The sequence below is a fragment of the Sphingomonas elodea ATCC 31461 genome, from assembly GCF_000226955.1.
Classification (GTDB): Bacteria; Pseudomonadota; Alphaproteobacteria; order Sphingomonadales; family Sphingomonadaceae; genus Sphingomonas; species Sphingomonas elodea.
In genome coordinates this window covers 138,662-159,713 of the sequence record NZ_AGFU01000002.1, presented here as the reverse complement: position 1 = coordinate 159,713, position 21,052 = coordinate 138,662, and the positions used below count along the sequence as shown (strand labels likewise).

Below are 21,052 nucleotides of genomic sequence, written 5' to 3'. Positions count from 1 at the left end.
TCCCTGCCGCCGAGTCCTGTCGAAGGGCGGCCAGGGTCCGCCCGGCAGGCGGAGGACGTGTATCCATGGCAAATGTGGCAGTGATCGGCGCCCAATGGGGTGACGAAGGCAAGGGCAAGATCGTCGACTGGCTCGCCGAGCGCGCCGACGTGGTGGTCCGCTTCCAGGGCGGGCACAATGCCGGCCACACGCTGGTGATCGGCGAAAAGATTTACAAGCTCTCGCTGCTTCCCTCGGGCATCGTGCGCGGCACGCCGAGCGTGATCGGCAACGGCGTGGTGCTCGATCCCTGGGCGCTCAAGGCCGAAGTGGAGAAGCTGCGCGAGCAGGGCGTCGAGGTGACGCCGGACACGCTGAAGATCGCCGATACCTGCCCGCTGATCCTGCCGTTCCACCGCGATCTCGATGCGCTGCGCGAAGATGCCAGCGGCGCCGGCAAGATCGGCACCACCCGTCGCGGCATCGGCCCGGCCTATGAGGACAAGGTCGGCCGCCGCGCGATCCGGGTGTGCGACCTCGCCAATCTCGATTCGATCGGGCCGCAGCTCGATCGCCTCGCCGCGCATCACGACGCGCTGCGCGCCGGCTTCGGCCAGCCGCCTATCAATCGCGAGGGCCTGCTCGAAGAGCTGCGCGGCATCGCCGGCTTCGTGCTGCCCTTCGTCCAGCCGGTGTGGAAGATGCTGAACGAGGCACGCTCGCGCGGCCGCCGCATCCTGTTCGAGGGCGCGCAGGGCGTGCTGCTCGACATCGATCATGGCACCTATCCGTTCGTCACCTCGTCCAACACCGTCTCCGGCACGGCCGCCAGCGGCAGCGGCATGGGGCCGGGCGCGGTGGGCTTCGTGCTCGGCATCGCCAAGGCCTATACCACCCGCGTCGGATCGGGCCCCTTCCCGAGCGAGCTGGACAACGAAACCGGGGAGCGGCTCGGCACGCGCGGCCATGAGTTCGGTACCGTCACCGGCCGCAAGCGTCGCTGCGGCTGGCTCGACGCGGTGCTGCTGCGCCAGTCGGTCGCGGTCTCGGGCATCACCGGCATCGCGCTGACCAAGCTCGACGTGCTCGACGGGTTCGAGGAGATCCAAGTCTGCACCGGCTACCGTCTGAACGGCGAGGTGCTCGATTATTACCCCGCCAGCGCGCCCGACCAGGCGGCGGTGGAGCCGATCTACGAAACGATGGAAGGCTGGTCCGAATCGACTGCGGGCGCGCGCAGCTGGGCCGAGCTGCCGGCACAGGCGATCAAATATATCCGCCGCGTCGAAGAGCTGATCCAGTGCCCGGTGGCGCTGGTCTCGACCAGCCCGGAGCGCGAGGACACCATCCTCGTCCGCGATCCCTTCGCGGACTGATCAGCCCACCAGCGCCCGGGCGGCGCGCAGGTCCGCGACGAAGTCGCGATAGGCCTGCGCCGCCGCCTCGGCATCGGGCAGGCGCAGCAAATAGCTGGGATGCACCGTCACCCAGCCGGTGCCGCCCTCGGGCAGCGCCAGCTGCTGGCCGCGCAGCTTCGAAATCGTCGCCGCCTTGCCGGTGATCTGCCACGCGGCGGTGGCGCCCAGCGCCACGACCAGCTTCGGGCGGACCAGCGCCAGTTCCTGTTCGTACCACCAGCGGCAGGCGGTGATCTCGCCGGCATCGGGCTTGGCGTGGATGCGCCGCTTGCCGCGCGGCTCGAACTTGAAGTGCTTGACCGCATTGGTGAGATAGACGCGGGCACGGTCGATGCCCGCCTCGTCGAGCGCCTTGTCGAGCATCTGCCCGGCCGGCCCCACGAACGCGCAACCCGCCAGATCCTCCTGGTCGCCCGGCTGCTCGCCGACCAGCATCATGTCGGCATCGAGGGGCCCCTCGCCGAACACGGTCTGCGTCGCCGGCTTGTAGAGCGGGCAGCGGGTGCATGCCGCCGCCTCGTCGCGAAGCGCCGTCCACGCACCCTCGACATTGCCGCCGACCGCACTGCGCGCGGTTTCCACCATCGCCGTCTCCCGCGCCCGGGCACCGGCCACAAGCGCCTTGACCAACGCGGTTTCGGGCATGTTTTTCCAGTATTTGCGCGGCATCTCCTTCAGCATCGCGCCGGTCTTGAGGCGGGCGGGATTGAAGATCGAGGCGTAATAGGTCTTCCACACCGCCTCGACCGGATCGTCCGCCGGGGCATCGCCGCGCGTCGCGGGTGGCCCTTCGCTGAGCGTCTTGCCATCCCAGTGGATCGAGACCTCGGGCGTCAGGATCGACCAGCGCATGCTGGCGAACCGCTCGACGAAGAAGCGGGCATTGGCGCGGACGATGTGATGCTCGGGCTCGAACCAGGCGATGTAGCGCGGGCCGCTGTCATCGACGAGTTCGCGGAAGCGGACGAAGGCGCGCATCTTGTGGATGTCGCGCCGCACCGCCTTGGCCATCAGTTCCACCCGGCGGACCAGCGGGTCGGCGCGGTCCTCGATCCGGTGCGGGTCGGTGGCGAGCAACGTGTAGAGCAGGGCGAAACGCTGCGGATCCGAATGCAGGACGACGGTCTGCGCCAGCTGGAGGAAGTCGCGCGGCACCTTGAGCGTCGTGGTTGCCGCCGTCGGCAGCGCCATCGGCTCGGCCGCGAACAGGTCGCCGCCGCCCTCGCCTACCCGCCATACGATCTCGGACGGCGCGACCTGCGCCTGGGCCAGCGCCCGCGCCGCATCGCGCCAGCCCTCGAAATCATCCTCGGCAGAAAGCGTGACGGCTCGCAACGCTTACTCGCGGTCGTCGCCCGGCGGGTGCGCCTCGGCGCGCTCCAGCTCCTTGGGCTTGCGCTTCTCGAACAGCTTGCCCAGCCGTTCCTCGTCGGCGGTGGAGAGATGCTTCTCGGCGGTCGGAAACATCTCTTCCTCCTCCTCGTCGATATGGTGGAGGTAGCGATCCTTCATCGCGCGGAACCTGGAGAGCCAGGCGGACGAGGCCATGTCGATGTCGATCAGCTCGCCGAGCATGTCGTCGATTTCCTTGTGCTCGGACACCGAATGGCGTGCATCCTCGCGCAGCTCGGGATTGGCGAGCATCGTCGCGTAGAGCGATTCTTCTTCCGCGGCGGCGTGCGACTGAAGCTCGAGGCGGAGCTGCTCGAACAGGTCGCGGCGTTCGGCACTGTCGCCCGAGGTGGCATCGATTTTCGCGATCAGGTCGCGCTGGCGATCGTGATCGGCGATGAGGTCGGCGAAGATGCGGGGCTGGTCGGCCATGTGGGAGTCTCCCTGGGTTTCCCCTCCCAACCGGCCAAGATCGCGCAGGTTGCTCCCACGAGTCGTTCGCAAGGCCCCGATCATGCGGCAAACAGCTCCAGCTGCTCCTTTTTCGGCGCGATCCAGGCGCGCAGATCGGCCTTGTCGGTCAGCGCCACCGGCCGCCAGTCGGCGGTGACGATGAACGGGCGAATCTTGGCGAGCGACACGGTGAGCCGCGCGACGTCCTCCAGCCGCAACCGCCGCCACTTGCGCGCGGCGAGGATCGAGGCGACGGCCTTGGTGCCCAGCCCCGGCACGCGGAGCAGCGCCTCGCGCGGCGCGCGGTTGACGTCGACGGGGAAGCGATCGCGGAAGCGCAGCGCCCAGGCGAGCTTGGGATCGATGTCGAGCGGCAGCATGCCCGTTGCCGGGTCGGCCGCCTGCGCCACCTCGTCGGGGCGGAATTCGTAGAAGCGCATCAGCCAGTCGGATTGATAGAGCCGGTGCTCGCGCATCAGGGGCGGGCGCTGGAGCGGCAGCACCGCGCTGGCATCGGGGATCGGGCTGAACGCCGAATAATAGACGCGGCGCAGGCCGAACCGGCCGTAGAGCCCCGCCGCTCGGCCGATGATGTCGCCATCGGTCGCGGCGTCGGCGCCGACGATCATCTGGGTCGACTGGCCGCCGGGCGCGAACCTGGGCGCCGAGCGATAGCGTTTCCGCGCATCCGCCCCGTCTTCGATGGCAGTGCGCATTTCCAGCATCGCGCCTTCGATCCGCGGCGCCGACTTTTCCGGCGCGAGGCGCGTGAGCCCCGCCACGGTCGGCAGCTCGACGTTGATCGAGACGCGATCGGCATGGAGCCCGGCCTGGTGGATCAGCTCGGGATCGGCATCGGGGATCGTCTTGAGATGGATATAGCCGCGGAAATGATGGTCCTCGCGCAAGGACCGCGCGACCTCGACCATCTGCTCCATCGTGTAGTTAGACGAGCGGATGATGCCCGAGGAGAGGAACAGCCCCTCGATGTAATTGCGCCGATAGAAGTTGAGCGTGAGATCCACCACTTCGGCCGGCGTGAACCGCGCGCGGCGCACGTTCGAGCTCTTGCGGTTGATGCAGTAATGGCAGTCGAAAATGCAGCTGTTGGTCAGCAGGATCTTGAGCAGGCTGATGCAGCGCCCGTCCGGCGCATAGGCGTGGCAGATCCCCATGCCGGTGGTGGAGCCCAGCCCCTTGCCGTCTTTCGAGGTGCGCTTGGTCGTCCCCGAGGACGCGCAGGACGCATCATATTTCGCGGCATCGGCAAGGATCGCGAGCTTCGCACGGGTGTCGAGTTGCGCCATTCGTTCTTTCTATGTTCTCAGTCGTTTGCTGTCCAGATGGACGCTCGGCCATCGGCCCTGTAGCAGCGGCTGGCGGAGGGATTGCGAAACATGGCGCGAACGATCGACAAACGGGTGGCCGCGTTGGCGCTGGCGATGGTCGTCACCTGCCTGCTGGGCTGGCTGTTCAAGGCGCATTGCACGGTGCACGGCTGGGTCGGCGCGATCCAGTACACGACGGGCTGCTACAGCGACGCGATGCCGTTCTGGGCCGGGCGGCACGTCAACGAGGGGCTGATCCCCTATTTCCAGACGCCGATGGAGTATCCGGTACTCACCGGGCTGCAGATCTGGATCGAGGGCGCGATCACCCGCGCGGTGTTCGGCCTTTCCGCCAATGATGCGGCGTTCCTGGGCGCGGTGACGATCGTCAATGCGCTGCTCGCCGGGCTGATCCTGTGGATGTTCGCCCGTGCCGGGATGGACCGCACGCGGCTGTGGCTATGGGCCTTGGCGCCCCCGCTGATCCTCTATCTCGGCCACAACTGGGATCTGGGCGCCGCGACCTTCGCCGTGGCGGCGATGCTGGCGGCGCAACGGCAGAAGCTGGTGCTGGCGGCAGCGCTGGCGGCGCTGGGCGCGGCGGCCAAGCTGTTCCCGGCGCTGCTGCTGCCGCTGATCGGCCTTTCCGCGCTGTTCGCCCCCGGCGAATCCTGGCGGACCCGCATCGGCACCGCCGCCACCTGCACGCTGGTGGCGATCGGCGCCTGGGCGGCGGTGAACCTGCCGGTCGCGCTGGCGGCACCCGACAACTGGTCCGAATTCTACCGCTTCTCGCAGGCGCGCTCTGGCACCGCCGGATCGACCTGGGAAATCCTGTCGAACCAGGGCGTCTGGGTGACCGACGTCGCCCAGCGCAACCTCTACGCCTCCATAGCCTTTCTGGGCGGCGCGGCGGCGATCGTCGGGCTGGGCTGGCGGCAGCATCGGGATCGCCTGTGGGTGCTGTTCACCCCGGTGCTCGCCTGGTTCCTGCTGACCAACAAGGTCTGGTCGCCGCAGTTCGACCTGTGGCTCTACCCGCTGCTGGTGATGACCAGCCCGAGGCTCAAGCCGCTGGCCCTGTTCGTGATCGGCGACATTGCCGCCTATTTCGCCGAATTCTGGTGGTTCGCCGGCATGGCGGGTGCATGGCCCTATGCCACCCCGCACGACATCCTGCTGGCCGCCAGCGTACGCGGCGTCGCGATGCTCTGGCTGATCGCCGATGCGGTGCGGCTGCCGGCACCCGCCTGGATCAGACGCGCGCCGGCCTGAGCCCGTTTCAGGGCAGCGGCAGTTCGGTCTCGGCCTTCTTCATTTCCCGGCGCTCGGCGCGGGCGGCAGTGGCGCGCTGGACGAAGCAGCCGGTGCCGCCGCCCGCACCCACGGTGGTGCAGCTGCCGGTGCCGAAATTGCCCACGGTCAGCGCGTCCTGCGAACGCACCGCCCAAGACTGGCCCTTTTGCGGATCGGTGGGCGTGTTGTCGCGAATGTTCTTCGGGATGCGGAAGCGCTCCGCCTCATCCAGTCGCTGGCAGACGACGATTTCCTCGCCATTCTTGTTCGTCGGGCACTTGTCGTTGCCGTAGATGATCAGCACGCCGTTCTGCACGGCATTCTGGGCGTGTGCCGGCGCGGCCGCGAGCAGCGGTGCCGCAGCGGCTGCAATGACGATGGCGAAGCTCTTGAGCACCCTGTTTCTCCTCTGTCCTCGCGCAACCATGGCCCGATGCGCCTTAACAGCCGCTTTCAGATCCGCTTCGAAACCGCAATGGCCACCCGGCATCCGGCACGGATCAGCGCCGAAAGCACCGGATAGCCCGGCGTGTTTTCCGCGCCCGATGCGATCGCGGTATCGCGATGCTCGATCTCCTCGTCCCGGAATCGCGCGACGGCATCGCGGAGTTCCGGATCCTCGTCGCCCAGCTGTTCGAGCTGCGCCTGGTAATGCAGGTCGATCTCGGTCTCGATCGCGGCGGTGCAGGCCATCGCCGCCTGCGGCCCCAGCGCGGCGGTGACCACACCCAGGCCGAATCCCGCGACGTCCCAGAATGGCTGGAGCAGGGTCGGCCGCACGCCGCGCCTGGCGATCAGCGCATCGAAAAAGGCGCGGTGATGCTCTTCCTGATTGGCCATGCCGTTGATCAGGCGCGCCGTGGCAGTGCGGTCGCCCATCACCGCCAGCTGGCCCGCATAGATTCGCGTGGCGCCATATTCGCCCGCCTGGTCCACCCGGACCATCGCGTCATGGGATTCGCGCCGATCGCCCGGCTTCCAGCTCATCGTACCGTCCTCCGCGTGGCCAGCAGCGCGATCAGCACCGCGCCGCCCAGCGACAGGATAGCGTTATAGCCTGCCAGGCTGATGCCGAACATCGTCCATTGGGGCACGTCGCAGCGCACGATCGGGCGACGGAGCGCCTCGGTCAGCATGTCCATCGGCGAACCCTGGGTGGGCGCCGCCGTGCACTTCGTGATGCCCTGCCACCAATGATATTCGGTGCCGGCGTGATAGACGCCGATCGCGCCGCTCACCGCGATCAGCAGCGCGGCGAGCAGCACCAGCGCCGCCACCTGCCGCCGCCCGCGCACGAAGAAGGCGAGCGTGGCGACGACGATCGCGGCCAGATGCGGCCAGCGCTGCCACACGCACATCTCGCACGGCACCAGACCGCCGATGAACTGCGACCCGATCGCGCCGCCGAGCAGCGCGAGCGGCAGCAGCAGCGCCAGCCAGCGGGCGAGCACCGGCACGGTGCGCGGCATCGCGCTCACTTGCCCGCCCCCGCCGACACGGTCTTGCCGAGCCGGGCGATGGTCTGCACCGCATAGCTCAGCTGGAAATCCTCGACGCCCTTCTTCTTCAGTTCCTCCGCCGTGGCGGTGAAGCGCGGATCGGTGGCGGTGTCTTCCTCGAGCACGCCGTCGTCCACCTTCTCCTGGTTGATCAGGTGGCGGCGCAGATCGGCCTCGCGCAGCACCGGCCGCGACTTGTAGTCGGGGTCGGAGAGCTGCGGCACGACGATGTCGGGCTTGATCCCGCCCTCCTGCACCGAATGGCCGGACGGCGTGTAGTAGCGCGCGGTCGTCAGGCGCAGCGCGGCGCGCTGGCCCATCGGCAGGATGGTCTGCACCGATCCCTTGCCGAAGCTGCGCACGCCCATCACGATCGCGCGATGGTGATCCTGCAGCGCGCCGGCGACGATCTCCGATGCGGAGGCGGTGCCGGAATCGGTGAGCACGATCACCGGGAGCCCCTTGGCGAGGTCGCCCGGGAACACGCTCTCGGCATAGTAGCGCTCGATATCGGTCTTCTCGCGGCCGCGCTGCGAGACGATCTCGCCATGGTTGAGGAACACGTCGGCCACGGCGATCGCCTCGGTCAGCAGGCCGCCGCCATTCTCGCGCAGGTCGACGATATAGCCGAGCGGTTTGTGGCCGAGCTTCTTCTCGATCGCCTGGATGGCGAGCGCAGTGTCGCCACCGGTGTGCGCGGTGAAGGTGTTGATGTTGAGGATGCCGACGCCGTCCTTGATCTCCCACTTCACCGGCTTCTGGGTGATGATCTCGCGGGTGAGCGTGAACTGCAGCGGCTTGTCGGCGCCCGGTCGCACGATCGTCAGCGCGATCTTGGTCCCCGGCGTCCCACGCATCTGGGTGATCGCCTCGTCCAGGCTGCCGCCGACGATGAACTTGCCGTCGAGATGGGTGATGAAGTCGCCAGACTTGACGCCCGCGCGGGCGGCGGGGCCGTCCTCGGTCGGCGCGATCACCTTCACCGCGCCGTCCTGCTGGGTGACGGTGAGGCCGAGGCCGCCGTAATTGCCCTCGGTCTGGATCTTGAGATTGTCGAAATCGAGCCCGTCGGCAAAGCTGCTGTGCGGATCGAGCGCCGCCAGCATCCCGTCGATCGCGCCCTTCACCAGCGTCTTGTCGTCGACCTTGTCGACATAGTTGGCCTTCACGGTGTTGTAGACTTCCATGAAGGTGTCGAGCTCGCGATAGCTGCTGGTATCGACCCCCGCCATGGCACCGGATGTGATGGGAATGATCGCGAGTGCGCCGACGGCGGCGGAAACCTGAAGAAACGAACGCAGCATCAAGAGACTTTCCGGAAGGGCGACCTTGCTAATGTAGGCGAGGATAGCCGGATTTGCACGCAGTGTCAGTCGAGCAATTGGGTCAGGTCCAGTGGCTGCCCGCGCCGGCGAAGTTCGACCGTGACGCGCCCGCTGCCCGTGCCGAGCGGCGCCCCTTGCGCCACCGTCGCACCCGGGCGAACGGTCAGCGTGGCGAGGCCCGCGAGCAGACTGGTCCAGCCCTTGCCATGGTCGACGATCACCACCTGACCATAGCCGGCAAAGGGCGCGGCATAGGCGATCGTGCCCGGCGCGGGAGCGATGACCGGCGTTCCTGGCGTCGCCTCGAAGGTCAGCCCGCGCGCCCGGACGCCGGCCGGCGACAGTTCGCCGAAGCCGGTGACGAGCCGGCCTTGGAGCGGCAGACGATAGGGGGCGGGGCCGGCAGGCGGGGCGGCAGCCGTGCCGGGGCGCGGCAGGGGCCCGGCCAAGGGGAGCAGGTCGGACCGCACATAGGCGGCGCTTTGCCCGCGATCCGCGTCCGCCGCCAGTTCCCGTGCCTTTTCGCCCAGCGCGAGCGCACGATCGGAGGCGACCAGCGCATCCCGGCCCAGCGCCACGGCCGCCAGGTGATGCTCGGATTCGAGCTGAAGCGCCGCCAGCCGCCGGGCTTCAAGCTCCTCGCGGCGTTTCTTCAGATCGGCCACCGCCCCGGCCGTCGCGGTCCGCAGGGCGCGCGACCGGGCAAGATCCGCCCGAACCCCGGCGCTGCGCGCCTCGATGGCGGGAAGCAGGCTGGCCAAGGTCGCACGGACATGGACCAGATCCTGCGCCGATCCCGGCTGGGCGAGCGCGAGCACCGCCGGTCGCCGCGCCATCGCCTGCAGCGCCGCGACCAGCTCCAGCGCCGGGCGCTGCCGCTCCGCGAAGGCGACGCGCTGACGGGCGAGCAGCCGATCGAGCAACGCCAGCCGCGCTTCGGCGGCCGCCTGTTCGGCTTCGGCGGCCTTGATCCGCTGGGCCGCGGCCGCCTGTTCGGCGCGCGCGCGGGCCTCGCCGTCCCGCTCGGAGGCGGCGGCACGATCGAGTTCCGCCGCGCGTGCCTCGGCGGCTTTCGCGGCGGCACTGGCCTCGATTGCGGTACGGGCCGTCTGCTGGGTGGCGTCGGGCCGGGGCTGGGCGAGCAACCCCGTGGCGGTGATCGCGATCAGCGCCGCCGCGATCCCGAGGCTGCGGCCGGGACCCATCAGCCTTCGCGATGATAGGGGTGGTTGGCGAGGATCGAAACCGCGCGCCAGAGCTGCTCGGCGAGCATCGCGCGGGCCATCATGTGCGGCCAGGTCGCCTTGCCGAAGCTGAGCAGCATGTCCGCCTCGGCGCGCGCGGCATCGTCGAAGCCGTCGGCGGCGCCGATCAGGAAGCGCGTCTCGCGCACCCCGTCGTCGCGCCATGCGCCGAGCCGGGTGGCGAACGTCTTCGAGGGCAGGTTCTCGCCGAGTTCGTCCAGCATCACCACGCGGGTGCCGGGCGCCAGCACAGGCATCTTGCCGCCGGTGTCGGGCAGTTCGGTGACCCGCGTACCCCAGGTGACGCGCTTCAGATAGCGGTCGACCAGTTCGGCCTCGGGACTGCGCCCGATCCGGCCGCGCGCGACGATGTGCAGCAGCATTGCGCGCGGACCTTCGGGATCAGATCAGGCCTGGCCCTCGAACGACCACATCCGCTCGAGATTGTAGAAGCTGCGCACTTCCGGGCGGAACAGATGGACGATCACGTCGCCCGCGTCGATCAGCACCCAGTCGGCGGTCGGCAGGCCTTCGATGCGGGGCGTGCGGCCCTGCTCGGCCTTGAGCTTGTCCGCCAGCTTCATCGCCATCGAGGCGACCTGTCGGGTCGAGCGGCCCGATGCGATCACCATGTAATCGGCGATGCTGCTCTTGCCGGCGAGCGGGATCGAGACGGTTTCCACCGCCTGGTCATCCTCCAGCGAGGTGAGCACGAGCCTATGCAGCGCTTCGACGCTGTCGGCGTCGTTCGAACGCTGCATATTGGGGGAAGTGGCCAAGGTTGCTCCTAGTCTAGCGACGGTGTGTGCGAAGTGAGTGGAGACGGCGCCGGGCTCTCCTGTTCCAACTGCGGAGAAGACCCGAGGAATCGCCGGTGCCAGGCGGGATCGGCAGCCCGAAGGCGTGTTGCCGACGTCGGATCGGGGCGGAAGCGCAACAGCACGAGTGCCGGCAATCTCCATCGCGTCCAATGTTTCGCCTGGCCTGCGGGCCGCACAGCGCGCCGCAGCCAACCCATTGCAGGACTTGCATGGGCCCCCCTATCATACCCCGGACGCGCGATAACCGCAATCGGAACCTGACGGGCGATGTGGCGCCACCGTTCCCAGCGATGAAACTGCGCCAGATTGTCCGCCCCCATCAGCCAGAGGAAGCGGTGATTCGGGTAGAGCCGGGGCAGCTTGGTCAGCGTGTCGGCGGTGTAGCGGGTCTTGAGCTTCTTCTCGATCGCGGTCGGCCGGATCGGCGCGTGTCGTGCCATCGCCCGCGCCGAGGCGAGTCGCGCCTGGAACGGCGCCATGCCCGCCTTGTCCTTCAGCGGGTTGCCGGGCGAGACCATCCACCACACTTCGTCCAGATCGAGCGCGCGCAGGGCATGGAGCGATAGTCGCCGATGCCCGCGATGCGCCGGATTGAACGACCCGCCGAGAAGACCGATTCGCTTCAAGGGTGGAGGGAGAGGCTCAAGGCCGCGCCTGGCCGGTGCCGAGCACCAGCCACTTGTAGGTGGTGAGCCCCTCCAGCGCGACCGGCCCGCGCGCGTGCAGGCGACCGGTGGAGATGCCGATCTCCGCCCCGAGGCCGAACTCGCCGCCATCGGCGAACTGGGTGGAGGCGTTCCACATCACGATCGCGCTGTCGACGCCGTTGAGGAAGCGCGACGCGGTGTCGGCATCCTCGGTCAGGATCGCATCGGTGTGGTGCGAGCTGTGCGCGGCGATATGGGCCATCGCTTCCTCGACACCATCGACCAGCTTCACCGAGAGAATCGCATCGAGATACTCGGTGTCCCAGTCTTCGTCGGCCACCGGCTGCACGCGGGCGTCGAGCGCCTGCACCTGGGCGTCGCCGCGCAGTTCGCAGCCGGCCTCCGCCAGCGCCGCAAGGATCGGCCCGGGATCGGCGAAGCCGCGGTCGATCAGCAGCGTCTCGGTCGATCCGCAGATACCCGTGCGGCGCATCTTGGCATTGACCGCGAGGCGCTCCGCCATCGCCGGGTCGGCGGCACGGTCGACATAGGTATGGTTGATGCCGTCGAGATGGGCGAGCACCGGCACCCGCGCCTCGGCCTGGACGCGCGCGACCAGCCCCTTGCCGCCGCGCGGCACGACCATGTCGATCAGCCCCTCGGCGGTGAGCATCGCGCCCACCGCGGCGCGGTCGGTGATCGGCACCAGCTGGATCGCATCGGCGGGCGCGCCGGCCGCGACCAGGCCCTGCACCAAGGCGGCATGGATCGCGCGGTTGCTCCGGATCGCCTCCGATCCGCCGCGCAAGATCGCCGCATTGCCCGACATCAGACAGAGCGCGCCGGCGTCCGCCGTCACGTTGGGGCGGCTCTCGTAGATGATGCCGATCACCCCGATCGGCACGCGCACGCGCTTGAGTATCAGGCCATTGGGGCGGCTGCGTTCGTCGATGACGCTGCCGACCGGATCGTCCAGCCCGGCGACGGCTTCGATCCCGGCCGCCATGCCGTCGATCCGCTTGGCATCGAGCAGCAGTCGGTCGAGCATCGCGCCGGACAGGCCGTTGGCCGCGCCGGCCGCCATGTCCTCGGCATTGGCGGCGAGGATCGCGGCTTCCGCCGCGCGGATCGCGCCAGCAGCGGCGCGGAGGGCGGCGGCCTTGGCCGGGCTTGGCATCGCCGCCAGCACCGTGGCGGCGGCACGGGCGCGGCGGCCCATGTCGGCGATCAGCATCTGGGTGTCGAGCGTGTCGATGTCTGCCATGCTGCGGTCGCTAGCACGAAGTGCCGGAAGCTGGTAGCCTCAGGTCCCATGGGGGAATTCGACGCAGCCGGCGAACTGGTGATGGGGGGCCTGCTCGGCCGTGCGGCGGAGCCGCATGCCGGCGAGGGCCATGGGCATGGGCATGGCACGATCTGCCTGAACTGCGGCACGGCGCTGATCGGTTCGCATTGCCACCAATGCGGGCAATCGGGGCACGTCCACCGCTCGCTGGGCGCGATCGGGCACGAGCTGCTCCACGGCGTCGCGCATTTCGAGGGCAAGATGTGGCGCACCCTGCCGCTGCTCGCCTGGCGGCCGGGCGACCTCACCCGCCGCTATATCGCGGGCGAGCGCGCGCGTTTCGTCTCGCCGATGGCGATGTTCCTGTTTTCGATCTTCACGATGTTCGCGATCTTCCAGATCCTCGGCATCTCGACGCCGACCGATCTGGACACCAACAGCATGAAGCCGACGGTCGCGCTCCAGCATTCGATCGCCAAGACGGAAGCCACCCGCAGCAGCAAGGCGGCCAAGCTCGCCAAGCTGGACGCGGGCGATCCGGATCGCGCCGATCTCCAGAAAGAGATCGCCAAGGCCGACCGCGACATCGCCGGGTTCAAGGCCGCCATCGCCCAGATGCCCGCCGTGATGCGCGACGATAGCGACGAGATCAAGGAAGTGCACACTGGCTGGCACACGCTCGATCACGGCATCGAAAAGTGGCAGAAGAATCCTGCACTGATGCTCTACAAACTCCAGTCGAGCGTCTACAAGTTCTCGTGGTTGCTGATCCCGCTGTCGCTGCCGTTCGTGTGGCTACTGTTCTTCTGGAAGCGGCAGTACAAGCTGTATGACCACGCGGTGTTCGTCACCTACTCCATTGCGGCGATGTCGCTGTTTTTCATCGTCATCACCCTGCTGAGCGCCGTGCATGTATCCCCCGGCGTCCTGGGCACGCTCGCGACCTTTGTCCCGCCGGTGCATATGTGCCGGCAGTTGAAGCAGGCCTATGGATTGGGATGGCGTTCCGCGATCTTCCGGACCAGCCTGTTGCTGTGGTTCATCCTCATCATCGCCGCACTGTTCCTGCTGATCCTCGGCCTGCTGGGCATCATGGGCTGATCCCCGCGCCGGGCTGCCGGCGCGGGAATCCGGTAGATCAGAAGAAGCCCAGCTTCTTCGGGCTGTAGCTGACCAGCATGTTCTTGGTCTGCTGATAGTGGTCGAGCATCATCTTGTGGTTCTCGCGCCCGATGCCGGACTGCTTGTAGCCGCCGAACGCCGCATGCGCCGGATAGGCGTGGTAGCAGTTGGTCCACACCCGCCCGGCCTTGATCGCGCGGCCGAAGCGGTAGCAGGTGTTGGCGTCTCTGCTCCACACGCCGGCGCCAAGGCCGTAGAGCGTGTCGTTGGCGAGATGCAGCGCCTCGTCCTCGTCCTTGAAGGTGGTGACCGAGAGCACCGGCCCGAAGATCTCCTCCTGGAAGATCCGCATCTTGTTGTGTCCGCGGAACACGGTGGGCTGGACGTAGAAGCCGCCCGAGAGATCGCCGCCCAGATCGGCCGCGCCGCCGCCGATCAGCAGCTCGGCGCCTTCCTGCCGGCCGATGTCGATATACGACAGGATCTTCTGCTGCTGCTCGGACGAGGCCTGCGCGCCGATCATCGTCGCGGGATCGAGCGGGCTGCCCTGGACGATCGCCTGCACGCGCTGCAGCGCGCGCTCCATGAAGCGGTCATAGATCTTCTCGTGGACCAGCGCACGGCTCGGGCAGGTGCAAACCTCGCCCTGGTTGAGCGCGAACATCACGAAGCCCTCGACCGCCTTGTCGAAGAAATCGTCGTCCTCGCGGGTCACGTCCTCGAAGAAGATGTTGGGCGACTTGCCGCCCAGTTCCAGCGTGACGGGAATCAGGTTCTCGCTGGCATATTGCATGATCAGCCGGCCGGTGCTGGTCTCGCCGGTGAAGGCGATCTTGGCGATCCGGCGCGACGAGGCGAGCGGCTTGCCGGCCTCCAGCCCATAGCCGTTGACGATGTTGAGCACGCCGGGCGGCAGCAGGTCGCCGATCAGCTCGGCCCAGACCAGGATCGAGGCCGGGGTCTGCTCGGCGGGCTTGAGGACGACGCAATTGCCCGCGGCCAGCGCTGGCGCGAGCTTCCAGGCCGCCATCAGCAGCGGGAAGTTCCACGGGATGATCTGGCCGACCACGCCCAGCGGTTCGTGGAAATGATAGGCGATGGTGTCGTGGTCGATTTCGCCGATCGAGCCTTCCTGGCCGCGCACCACGCCCGCGAAATAGCGGAAATGGTCGATCGCCAGCGGCACGTCGGCGGCCATGGTCTCGCGGATCGGCTTGCCATTGTCCCAGGTCTCGGCGGTGGCGAGCTTCTCCAGATTCGCCTCCATCCGGTCGGCAATCCGATTGAGGATCCGCGCGCGTTCGGCCACCGGCGTGCGGCCCCAGGCATCGGCGGCGGCATGGGCGGCGTCGAGCGCGCGCTCGATGTCGTCCGCGTCGGAGCGGGCGATCTCGCACACCACCTGTCCGGTAACCGGCGATACGTTCTGGAAATAGCGCCCGGCGGTGGGGGCAACGAAGCGGCCGCCGATGAAATTGTCGTAGCGCGCGGCGAACGGCGCCTTCAGCGCGCTCGGGCGGTTCTCAACCAGCATGTCCATCTGCCTGGATCCTCTTGCCTAGATGTCAGCGCCGTTCTCGGCGTCGGGGCGGAGGATGCGCCTTCGGGCCGCGACCCGGAAGGGGAACGGCCGACAGGATCGGTGGACCTGTCTCGATTGTGAGACAGGCGGCGCTCAGTGGCGGATGCCGGCCTTGCTCAGCCGCCGGTACAAGGTTGCCCGGCCAATGCCGAGCATGCGCGCGGCCGCGCTCGCATTGCCGCCGGCGCGGGCCAGCGCCTGGCGCAGCACCGCGCGATCCGCATCGTCGAACGAGGGCGCGGCGCCCTCGCCCAGCAGCGATTCGAGCGGCTGCGGGGTGACGAGCGCGCGCGCACCCAGCCCCAGCCGGAGCCTCGCACCCCGGCTGGCGCCCACCACCAGATCGTCCCGGTCGACCGCGAGCAGCGCGGTGCCCGTCGCCGCTTCCTCGGCGAGGAACAGGATGCGGCGGTCGGCGAAGTGGCGGCAGAAATAGTCGCGCTCGATCCGGCGGGCGGCGTCGCGCACCAACGAGGCGATCATCTCCGCCATCGCCGGGCCATGGTCCGCGCGGCAGCTCGATACGTCGAGCGCGGCGACCAGCCGGCCTTCCGGATCATGGACCGGGGCATCCATGCAGCTGATCCCGATGTTGCGACTGGCGAAATGCTGGTCGCGGTGAATGATCACCGGCTGATCCTCGAACAGGCAGGTGCCGATGCCGTTGGTGCCCTCCTCCGCCTCGCCCCAGCGCGCGCCCTCGACCAGTCCGGCGCGGGCGAAGGCATCGACGTCGCCGGGGCCGGCGCGCGTCTCCAGGATCACGCCCTCGGCATCGCTCAGCACGACGCCGCAGCCGCTGCGGCCGACGGTGCGGAACATCTCGTCGAGCACCGGCGCGGCCACCGCCAGCAGCGGCTGATGCTGCGTCCGCCGCTCGGCCAGCGCGGCACCGTCGATGCGTTCGCGGTTGCCCGTTTCCGGATCGAGCTGGTGGTGCAGCGCCGACCGACACCACGAGGCAGCGAGCGGCGACACGGCCGCGCTGCTCGGCGAGCGGACGGTATCCAGCACGATATCGGCATGGCGCGGCAACTGGGCGGGCATGGGCGACTCCGTTGTGCGGCGATGCTGCGCCCCGCGCGCGGCCCCCGTCAACTGTGGCTTTCCCTCACGGGAAGCCGTGCATCTGCCACCCCATCGGCATCATCGCATCATCGCATGATCGAGATGGCCGAGGATCCACACCGATCCGCCGATCAGCAGCAGCACCACCAGCGTGCCGAAGGCGAGCGCCAGCGCATTGTTGGTATTGTCCGGCCCGCTCGACACGTGAAGGAAGAAAACGAGGTGGACGCCCATCTGCGCGATGGCGAGCACGACCAGGGCCATGGGAATGGCCGGTCGCCAGACCAGCGGCAGGTTGACGATCGCGAAGGCGGCGGCGGTCAACAGCGCGGCAAGGCCGAGCCCGACCGCGTAGCTGGCGATGCCGCCGGCAAACGCCTCGCCTTCCGCCGCTTCGTCGCCGGGCGCGGTATCGGCCGGGTCGATGTCGCGTTCGCTCATGGCGCCACTCCCATCAGATAGACCATGGTGAAGATGCCGACCCAGACGATGTCGAGCGCGTGCCAGAACAGGGTGAAGCACATCAGACGCCGCAGCACCTGCGGCCGGAAGCCCTTCACCCAGAGCTGCGCCATCATCGTGCCGAGCCAGAGCAACCCCACCGCGATGTGCAGGCCGTGCAAGCCGACCAGGCCGAAAAAGGCGGAGAGGAAGGCACTGCGTTGTGGCCCCGCCCCCATGCCGATCATCTCGGCGAACTCGATCAGCTCGAGGCCCAGGAACACCGCGCCGAGCACGCCGGTGGCGAGCAGCCAGGCCAGCGCGGGGACCAGCTTGCGCTTCTCGGCCGCCACGCCCGCGAGGCCGCAGGTGAAGCTGGACAGCAGCAGCGCGGCGGTTTCGATCGCCACCCGCTCCTGGCCGAACAGGTCGTGCGAGGAGGGGCCGCCGGCGGTCTGCCTGGCGAGCACGGCATAGGCGGCGAAGAAGCCCGAGAAGAGGATGATGTCGCTGAGCAGGTAGATCCAGAAGCCATAGCCCACGGTGGTGCGCTTGCTCGCCGGGCCGCCCTCGCCGCGCCCGGTGGTGCTGTCCGCGCCGCCGCCCCGGCCGATGCGATAGGGATCCTGCGCATGTGCCGTCATGCCGGCTGCTCCCGGTTTTCCTCGAGCCATTTGCTCCGCGCGGCGCGGCGGGCGCGGTCGATCCGGGCGACCTCCTCGGCGGGGATCTCCTTCTCCTCCTCGTCCCGCCAGGCGAAGACGACGAAGGTCGCATAGGCACCGACGAATCCGAGCGCCGCCAGCCACCAGATCATCCAGATCATCGAAAAGCCGATCAGCGTGGCGAAGAAGGCGGTGACGACGCCGGTCGCGCTGTTGCGCGGCATCTCGATCGCCTCGTACGGTGGCTCGTCGGCAAGGCCCTGGCTTTCGATCGCCTGGCGCTTGATCGTCCAATAGGGCTCCTCGCCGTGCACCTTCGGCAGCACCGCGAAGTTGAACGCCGGCGGCGGGGACGAGGTCGCCCATTCGAGCGAGCGACCGTCCCAGGGATCGCCGGTCTCGTCGCGGAGCGCCTCGCGATTGCGGATGCTGACGACGATCTGGACGATCTGCGAGGCGACGCCGAGGATCATCACCCCGATCCCCGCCACCGAGACATAGAGCCACGGCGCCCATTCGGTGAAATCGATATGCTGGAGGCGCCGGGTCATGCCCTCCAGCCCCAGCACGTAGAGCGCACCGAACACGATCAGGAAGCCGGCGAGCGTCAGACAGAAGGCCATCTTCCCCCAATACTCGTCGAGCCGGAAGCCGAACGCCTTGGGGAACCAATAGGTGATCCCCGCGAACGCGCCGAAGACAACGCCCGAGTTGATGACGTTGTGGAAGTGCGCGACCAGGAACATCGAATTGTGCAGCATGAAGTCGGCCGGGGGCACGGCAAGCAGCACCCCGGTCATGCCGCCGATCACAAAGGTCATCATGAAGGCGAGCGACCACAGCATCGGCGTGGGGAAGCGCAGCCGGCCGCCAACCATGGTGAACAGCCAGTTGTAGATCTTCACGCCGGTGCCCACCGCGATGATGCTCGTGGCGATGCCGAAGGCGGCGTTGACGTCCCCGCCCGCCCCCATCGTGAAGAAATGGTGCAGCCACACCGTGAAAGAGACGACGACGATGAACAGCGTCGCCGCGACCATCGATCGATAGCCGAACAGCGGCTTGGACGAGAAGGTGGAGAAGATCTCGGAGAAGATGCCGAAGGCCGGCAGGATGAGGATATAGACCTCCGGATGCCCCCAGGCCCAGATGAGGTTCACGAACATCATCATGTTGCCGCCGGCTTCATTCGTGAAGAAATGGAAGCCGAGATACCGGTCGAGCGTCAGCATCGCGAGCGTGGCGGTCAGGATCGGGAAGGCCGCGACGATCAGCATGTTGGCGCCGAGCGCGGTCCAGCAGAACATCGGCATCCGCAGATAACCCATGCCCGGCGCGCGCAGCTTGAGGATCGTCGTCACAAGGTTGATGCCGGACATCAGCGTGCCCACGCCCGATATCTGGATCGCCCAGACATAGTAATCGACGCCGACGCCCGGCGAGTAGGTCGTCTCGCTCAAGGGCGCATAGGGCAGCCAGCCGGTGCGGGCAAACTCGCCGATCACCAGGCTCATGTTGACCAGCAGCGCGCCCGCGGCGGTCAGCCAGAAGCTGGTCGAGTTGAGCGTCGGGAAGGCCACGTCGCGCACGCCGAGCTGGAGCGGCACGACGAAGTTCATCAGCCCGATGATCACCGGCATCGCGCCGAAGAAGATCATGATCGTGCCGTGCGCGGAGAAGATCTGGTCGTAATGCTCGGGCGGCAGATAGCCCTGGGCATGGCCGATCGCGCTCGCCTGCTGGGTGCGCATCATGATCGCGTCGACAAAGCCGCGCAGCAGCATGACGAGACCGAGCAGCACGTACATCACCCCGATCCGCTTGTGATCGGCCGAGGTGATCCACTCCTTCCACAGATACGGCCAATGGCCCTTCACCGTGATCCAGCCGAGCACGGCGAACAGCGCCAGTCCCACGCCGCCCGCCGCGATCAGCGGGATCGGCTGGCTGAACGGTATTGCGGACCAGGAGAGCTTACCGAGCATCGTCACTCCGCCGTTCCGGGGGAAATTTGAGGTTGGTCGTCGCGGCCCTGTTCGGGGCCCGGGGCGGGCGGGAGGTGCTGCGCCACCACCATGTCGAACAGCCCAGGCTGCACCGCACCCCAGTGCTTGGGCGGTTCGTGCTGGCTCTGGCGCGCGAGCACGCGATAGGCGGGCGCGTCGAGCAGCCCGCCCGCCGCCTTCACGCGCGACACCCAGCGGGTGAACTCCGCCACGGGAACGGCCTGGAGCCGGAAGTTCATGTCGGAGAAGCCGTCGCCGCTGAAATGCGCGGACTGGCCGTAATAGCTGCCGGGCTGGTCGGCGCGCAGGTGGAGCGTCGTCGCCATGCCGTTCATGGTGTAGATCTGGCTGCCCAGCCGCGGCACGAAGAAGCTGTTCATCACGCTTGCCGAGGTGAGGCGGAAGCGGATCGGCACGCCCGCCGGCACCACCGCGCCATTCAACGTGGCTATTCCCTGCGCGGGATAAACGAACAGCCATTTCCAATCGAGCGACACCACCTGCACCTCGAGCGGCGGCGTCTTCTCCGCGAGCGGCCTGGCGGGATCGAGCGCATGGCTGCCGATCCAGATCAGGCCGCTGAGGAATAGGATGGTCAGCAGCGGGATCGACCAGACGATCAGTTCGATACGCCCCGAATAGACGAAGTCCGGCCGGTACCTGGCCTTGCCGTTGCCGGCGCGGAACCACCAGACGAAGACCAGCGTCGCGAACATCGTTGGCACCACGATGGCGAGCATGATCGCGAGTGAATCGAGCAGGATCGCGCGGTTGTTGGCCCCGATCGGACCGCCCGGGCGCAGAATGCTCGCACCGCTGCATCCGCCAAGCAGGAGCAGCAGCGGCAGAAGCCGCGTGCCCTGCCTAGCCATGGTGCGCCCCGGCCAGCCACTCGGCCGGCGACCGTGCGTCGGTCGCAGCGATATCGGCGCCCATGCTCTGCGCGATGATCTCCAGCGCCCAGCGGCCGCGATCGTCGTCCTGCGTCGCCACCGCGTCCTCGGGCACCCACAGCGCATAGTCGCGCATATGTGCGTCGCCGGCGGTGAACAGCACGCAGATATCGGTCGCGACCCCGGTCAGCACCAGCCGCCGCACGCCGAGCTTGGGCAGCAGCACCGGCAGGTTGGTCGCATAGAAGCCGGAGAATTGCGGCTTGAGCACGAAATAGTCGCAGTCGCGCGGCTTGAGGCGGGCAAGGCCATCCGGCGCGCCATCGAATGCCCGCTCGATCAGCAGCGACTTCTCCGAATGCCACTCCCCGAAATTGTCGTTGACATAGACCGTCGGCAGATCGGCTGCACCGAAGGCATCGCGCAGCTGGAGGATGGGCGCTGCAATCGCCTCGGCGCGGGCGCGGAGTTCCTCGCCACCCTCGAAATCGAAGGTGTTGATCATGTCGATGATCAGCAGCGCGGCCGTGCCGCCGCCCTGGTCGCGCGCAGGTGCGGTGGCGCCCGTTTCGGGTTCTTCCATGGGGC

Annotated in this window: 22 protein-coding genes; 3 read left to right on the top strand and 19 right to left on the bottom strand. The window is 68.1% G+C overall.

Going from position 1 to position 21,052, the window contains the following annotated elements; genetic code table 11:
- Window positions 1-65 precede the first annotated feature (65 nt).
- Window positions 66-1,355 carry an adenylosuccinate synthase gene (locus tag KK7_RS0101185; protein WP_010542820.1) on the top strand — a complete coding sequence of 430 codons (1,290 nt, stop codon included), beginning with the start codon at window positions 66-68 and terminating at the stop codon, window positions 1,353-1,355.
- Here the strand turns inward: KK7_RS0101185 and KK7_RS0101180 are convergent, their stop codons facing one another.
- From KK7_RS0101180 to KK7_RS0101170, 3 genes are all read right to left on the bottom strand, one after another.
- On the bottom strand, window positions 1,356-2,732 hold the full coding sequence (locus KK7_RS0101180; protein ID WP_010542819.1) for a UdgX family uracil-DNA binding protein: 1,377 nt from the start codon (window positions 2,730-2,732) through the stop codon (window positions 1,356-1,358). It abuts the gene before it with no gap.
- Between the two features lie 3 nt (window positions 2,733-2,735).
- On the bottom strand, window positions 2,736-3,221 hold the full coding sequence (locus tag KK7_RS0101175; RefSeq protein WP_010542818.1) for a hemerythrin domain-containing protein: 486 nt from the start codon (window positions 3,219-3,221) through the stop codon (window positions 2,736-2,738).
- Between the two features lie 80 nt (window positions 3,222-3,301).
- Window positions 3,302-4,549 carry a putative DNA modification/repair radical SAM protein gene (locus tag KK7_RS0101170; RefSeq protein WP_010542817.1) on the bottom strand — a complete coding sequence of 416 codons (1,248 nt, stop codon included), beginning with the start codon at window positions 4,547-4,549 and terminating at the stop codon, window positions 3,302-3,304.
- 90 nt (window positions 4,550-4,639) lie between these two features.
- Here KK7_RS0101170 and KK7_RS0101165 point away from each other — a divergent pair, with 90 nt between their 5' ends.
- A complete protein-coding gene (locus tag KK7_RS0101165) occupies window positions 4,640-5,845 on the top strand; it encodes a hypothetical protein (protein WP_010542816.1) in 1,206 nt (401 codons plus the stop codon).
- A 7-nt stretch (window positions 5,846-5,852) separates the two neighbouring features.
- Here the strand turns inward: KK7_RS0101165 and KK7_RS0101160 are convergent, their stop codons facing one another.
- From KK7_RS0101160 to KK7_RS0101120, 9 genes are all read right to left on the bottom strand, one after another.
- Window positions 5,853-6,263 carry a hypothetical protein gene (locus tag KK7_RS0101160; RefSeq protein WP_010542815.1) on the bottom strand — a complete coding sequence of 137 codons (411 nt, stop codon included), beginning with the start codon at window positions 6,261-6,263 and terminating at the stop codon, window positions 5,853-5,855.
- A gap of 56 nt (window positions 6,264-6,319) precedes the next feature.
- The gene (locus tag KK7_RS0101155; RefSeq protein ID WP_010542814.1) at window positions 6,320-6,853 is read right to left on the bottom strand and encodes a demethoxyubiquinone hydroxylase family protein; all 534 of its coding nucleotides are present in this window, start codon (window positions 6,851-6,853) and stop codon (window positions 6,320-6,322) included.
- Window positions 6,850-7,335 carry a disulfide bond formation protein B gene (locus tag KK7_RS0101150; RefSeq protein ID WP_040597302.1) on the bottom strand — a complete coding sequence of 162 codons (486 nt, stop codon included), beginning with the start codon at window positions 7,333-7,335 and terminating at the stop codon, window positions 6,850-6,852. Before KK7_RS0101150 ends, KK7_RS0101155 begins: the two co-directional genes overlap by 4 nt.
- 5 nt (window positions 7,336-7,340) lie before the next feature.
- Window positions 7,341-8,669: a S41 family peptidase gene (locus tag KK7_RS0101145; protein WP_010542812.1), complete on the bottom strand. Its 1,329-nt coding sequence runs from the start codon at window positions 8,667-8,669 to the stop codon at window positions 7,341-7,343.
- Between the two features lie 65 nt (window positions 8,670-8,734).
- Complete coding sequence (locus tag KK7_RS0101140) at window positions 8,735-9,895, bottom strand: murein hydrolase activator EnvC family protein (RefSeq protein WP_010542811.1); 1,161 nt, start codon at window positions 9,893-9,895, stop codon at window positions 8,735-8,737.
- A complete protein-coding gene (locus KK7_RS0101135) occupies window positions 9,895-10,317 on the bottom strand; it encodes a 23S rRNA (pseudouridine(1915)-N(3))-methyltransferase RlmH (protein WP_010542810.1) in 423 nt (140 codons plus the stop codon). The genes KK7_RS0101140 and KK7_RS0101135 overlap by 1 nt, the downstream gene beginning before the upstream one ends.
- Before the next feature lie 24 nt (window positions 10,318-10,341).
- Window positions 10,342-10,695, bottom strand: a complete 354-nt coding sequence (rsfS, locus tag KK7_RS0101130) for a ribosome silencing factor (protein ID WP_010542809.1) — start codon at window positions 10,693-10,695, stop codon at window positions 10,342-10,344.
- Window positions 10,696-10,721: 26 nt separating this feature from the next.
- On the bottom strand, window positions 10,722-11,381 hold the full coding sequence (locus tag KK7_RS19865) for a nicotinate-nucleotide adenylyltransferase (protein WP_010542808.1): 660 nt from the start codon (window positions 11,379-11,381) through the stop codon (window positions 10,722-10,724).
- A 16-nt stretch (window positions 11,382-11,397) separates the two neighbouring features.
- Complete coding sequence (locus KK7_RS0101120; protein ID WP_010542807.1) at window positions 11,398-12,666, bottom strand: glutamate-5-semialdehyde dehydrogenase; 1,269 nt, start codon at window positions 12,664-12,666, stop codon at window positions 11,398-11,400.
- A gap of 48 nt (window positions 12,667-12,714) precedes the next feature.
- On the opposite strand from KK7_RS0101120, the gene KK7_RS0101115 reads away from it, so the two are divergent.
- Window positions 12,715-13,788, top strand: a complete 1,074-nt coding sequence (locus KK7_RS0101115) for a DUF3667 domain-containing protein (RefSeq protein WP_010542806.1) — start codon at window positions 12,715-12,717, stop codon at window positions 13,786-13,788.
- 37 nt (window positions 13,789-13,825) lie between these two features.
- Here KK7_RS0101115 and adh read toward each other — a convergent pair whose 3' ends face one another.
- From adh to KK7_RS0101080, 7 genes are all read right to left on the bottom strand, one after another.
- Window positions 13,826-15,343, bottom strand: a complete 1,518-nt coding sequence (gene adh, locus KK7_RS0101110; protein ID WP_010542805.1) for an aldehyde dehydrogenase — start codon at window positions 15,341-15,343, stop codon at window positions 13,826-13,828.
- Window positions 15,344-15,484: 141 nt separating this feature from the next.
- Window positions 15,485-16,438: a GAF domain-containing protein gene (locus tag KK7_RS0101105; RefSeq protein ID WP_010542804.1), complete on the bottom strand. Its 954-nt coding sequence runs from the start codon at window positions 16,436-16,438 to the stop codon at window positions 15,485-15,487.
- Between the two features lie 99 nt (window positions 16,439-16,537).
- Complete coding sequence (gene cyoD / locus KK7_RS0101100; protein ID WP_010542803.1) at window positions 16,538-16,900, bottom strand: cytochrome o ubiquinol oxidase subunit IV; 363 nt, start codon at window positions 16,898-16,900, stop codon at window positions 16,538-16,540.
- A complete protein-coding gene (gene cyoC, locus KK7_RS0101095) occupies window positions 16,897-17,544 on the bottom strand; it encodes a cytochrome o ubiquinol oxidase subunit III (RefSeq protein WP_010542802.1) in 648 nt (215 codons plus the stop codon). Before cyoC ends, cyoD begins: the two co-directional genes overlap by 4 nt.
- A complete protein-coding gene (locus KK7_RS0101090) occupies window positions 17,541-19,550 on the bottom strand; it encodes a cbb3-type cytochrome c oxidase subunit I (RefSeq protein WP_010542801.1) in 2,010 nt (669 codons plus the stop codon). The genes cyoC and KK7_RS0101090 overlap by 4 nt, the downstream gene beginning before the upstream one ends.
- A gap of 2 nt (window positions 19,551-19,552) precedes the next feature.
- Window positions 19,553-20,443 (bottom strand): ubiquinol oxidase subunit II, encoded by an 891-nt coding sequence (gene cyoA / locus KK7_RS0101085; protein ID WP_010542800.1) that lies wholly within the window; start codon window positions 20,441-20,443, stop codon window positions 19,553-19,555.
- On the bottom strand, window positions 20,436-21,047 hold the full coding sequence (locus KK7_RS0101080) for a cysteine hydrolase family protein (RefSeq protein ID WP_010542799.1): 612 nt from the start codon (window positions 21,045-21,047) through the stop codon (window positions 20,436-20,438). Before KK7_RS0101080 ends, cyoA begins: the two co-directional genes overlap by 8 nt.
- Between the last annotated feature and the right edge of the window lie 5 nt (window positions 21,048-21,052).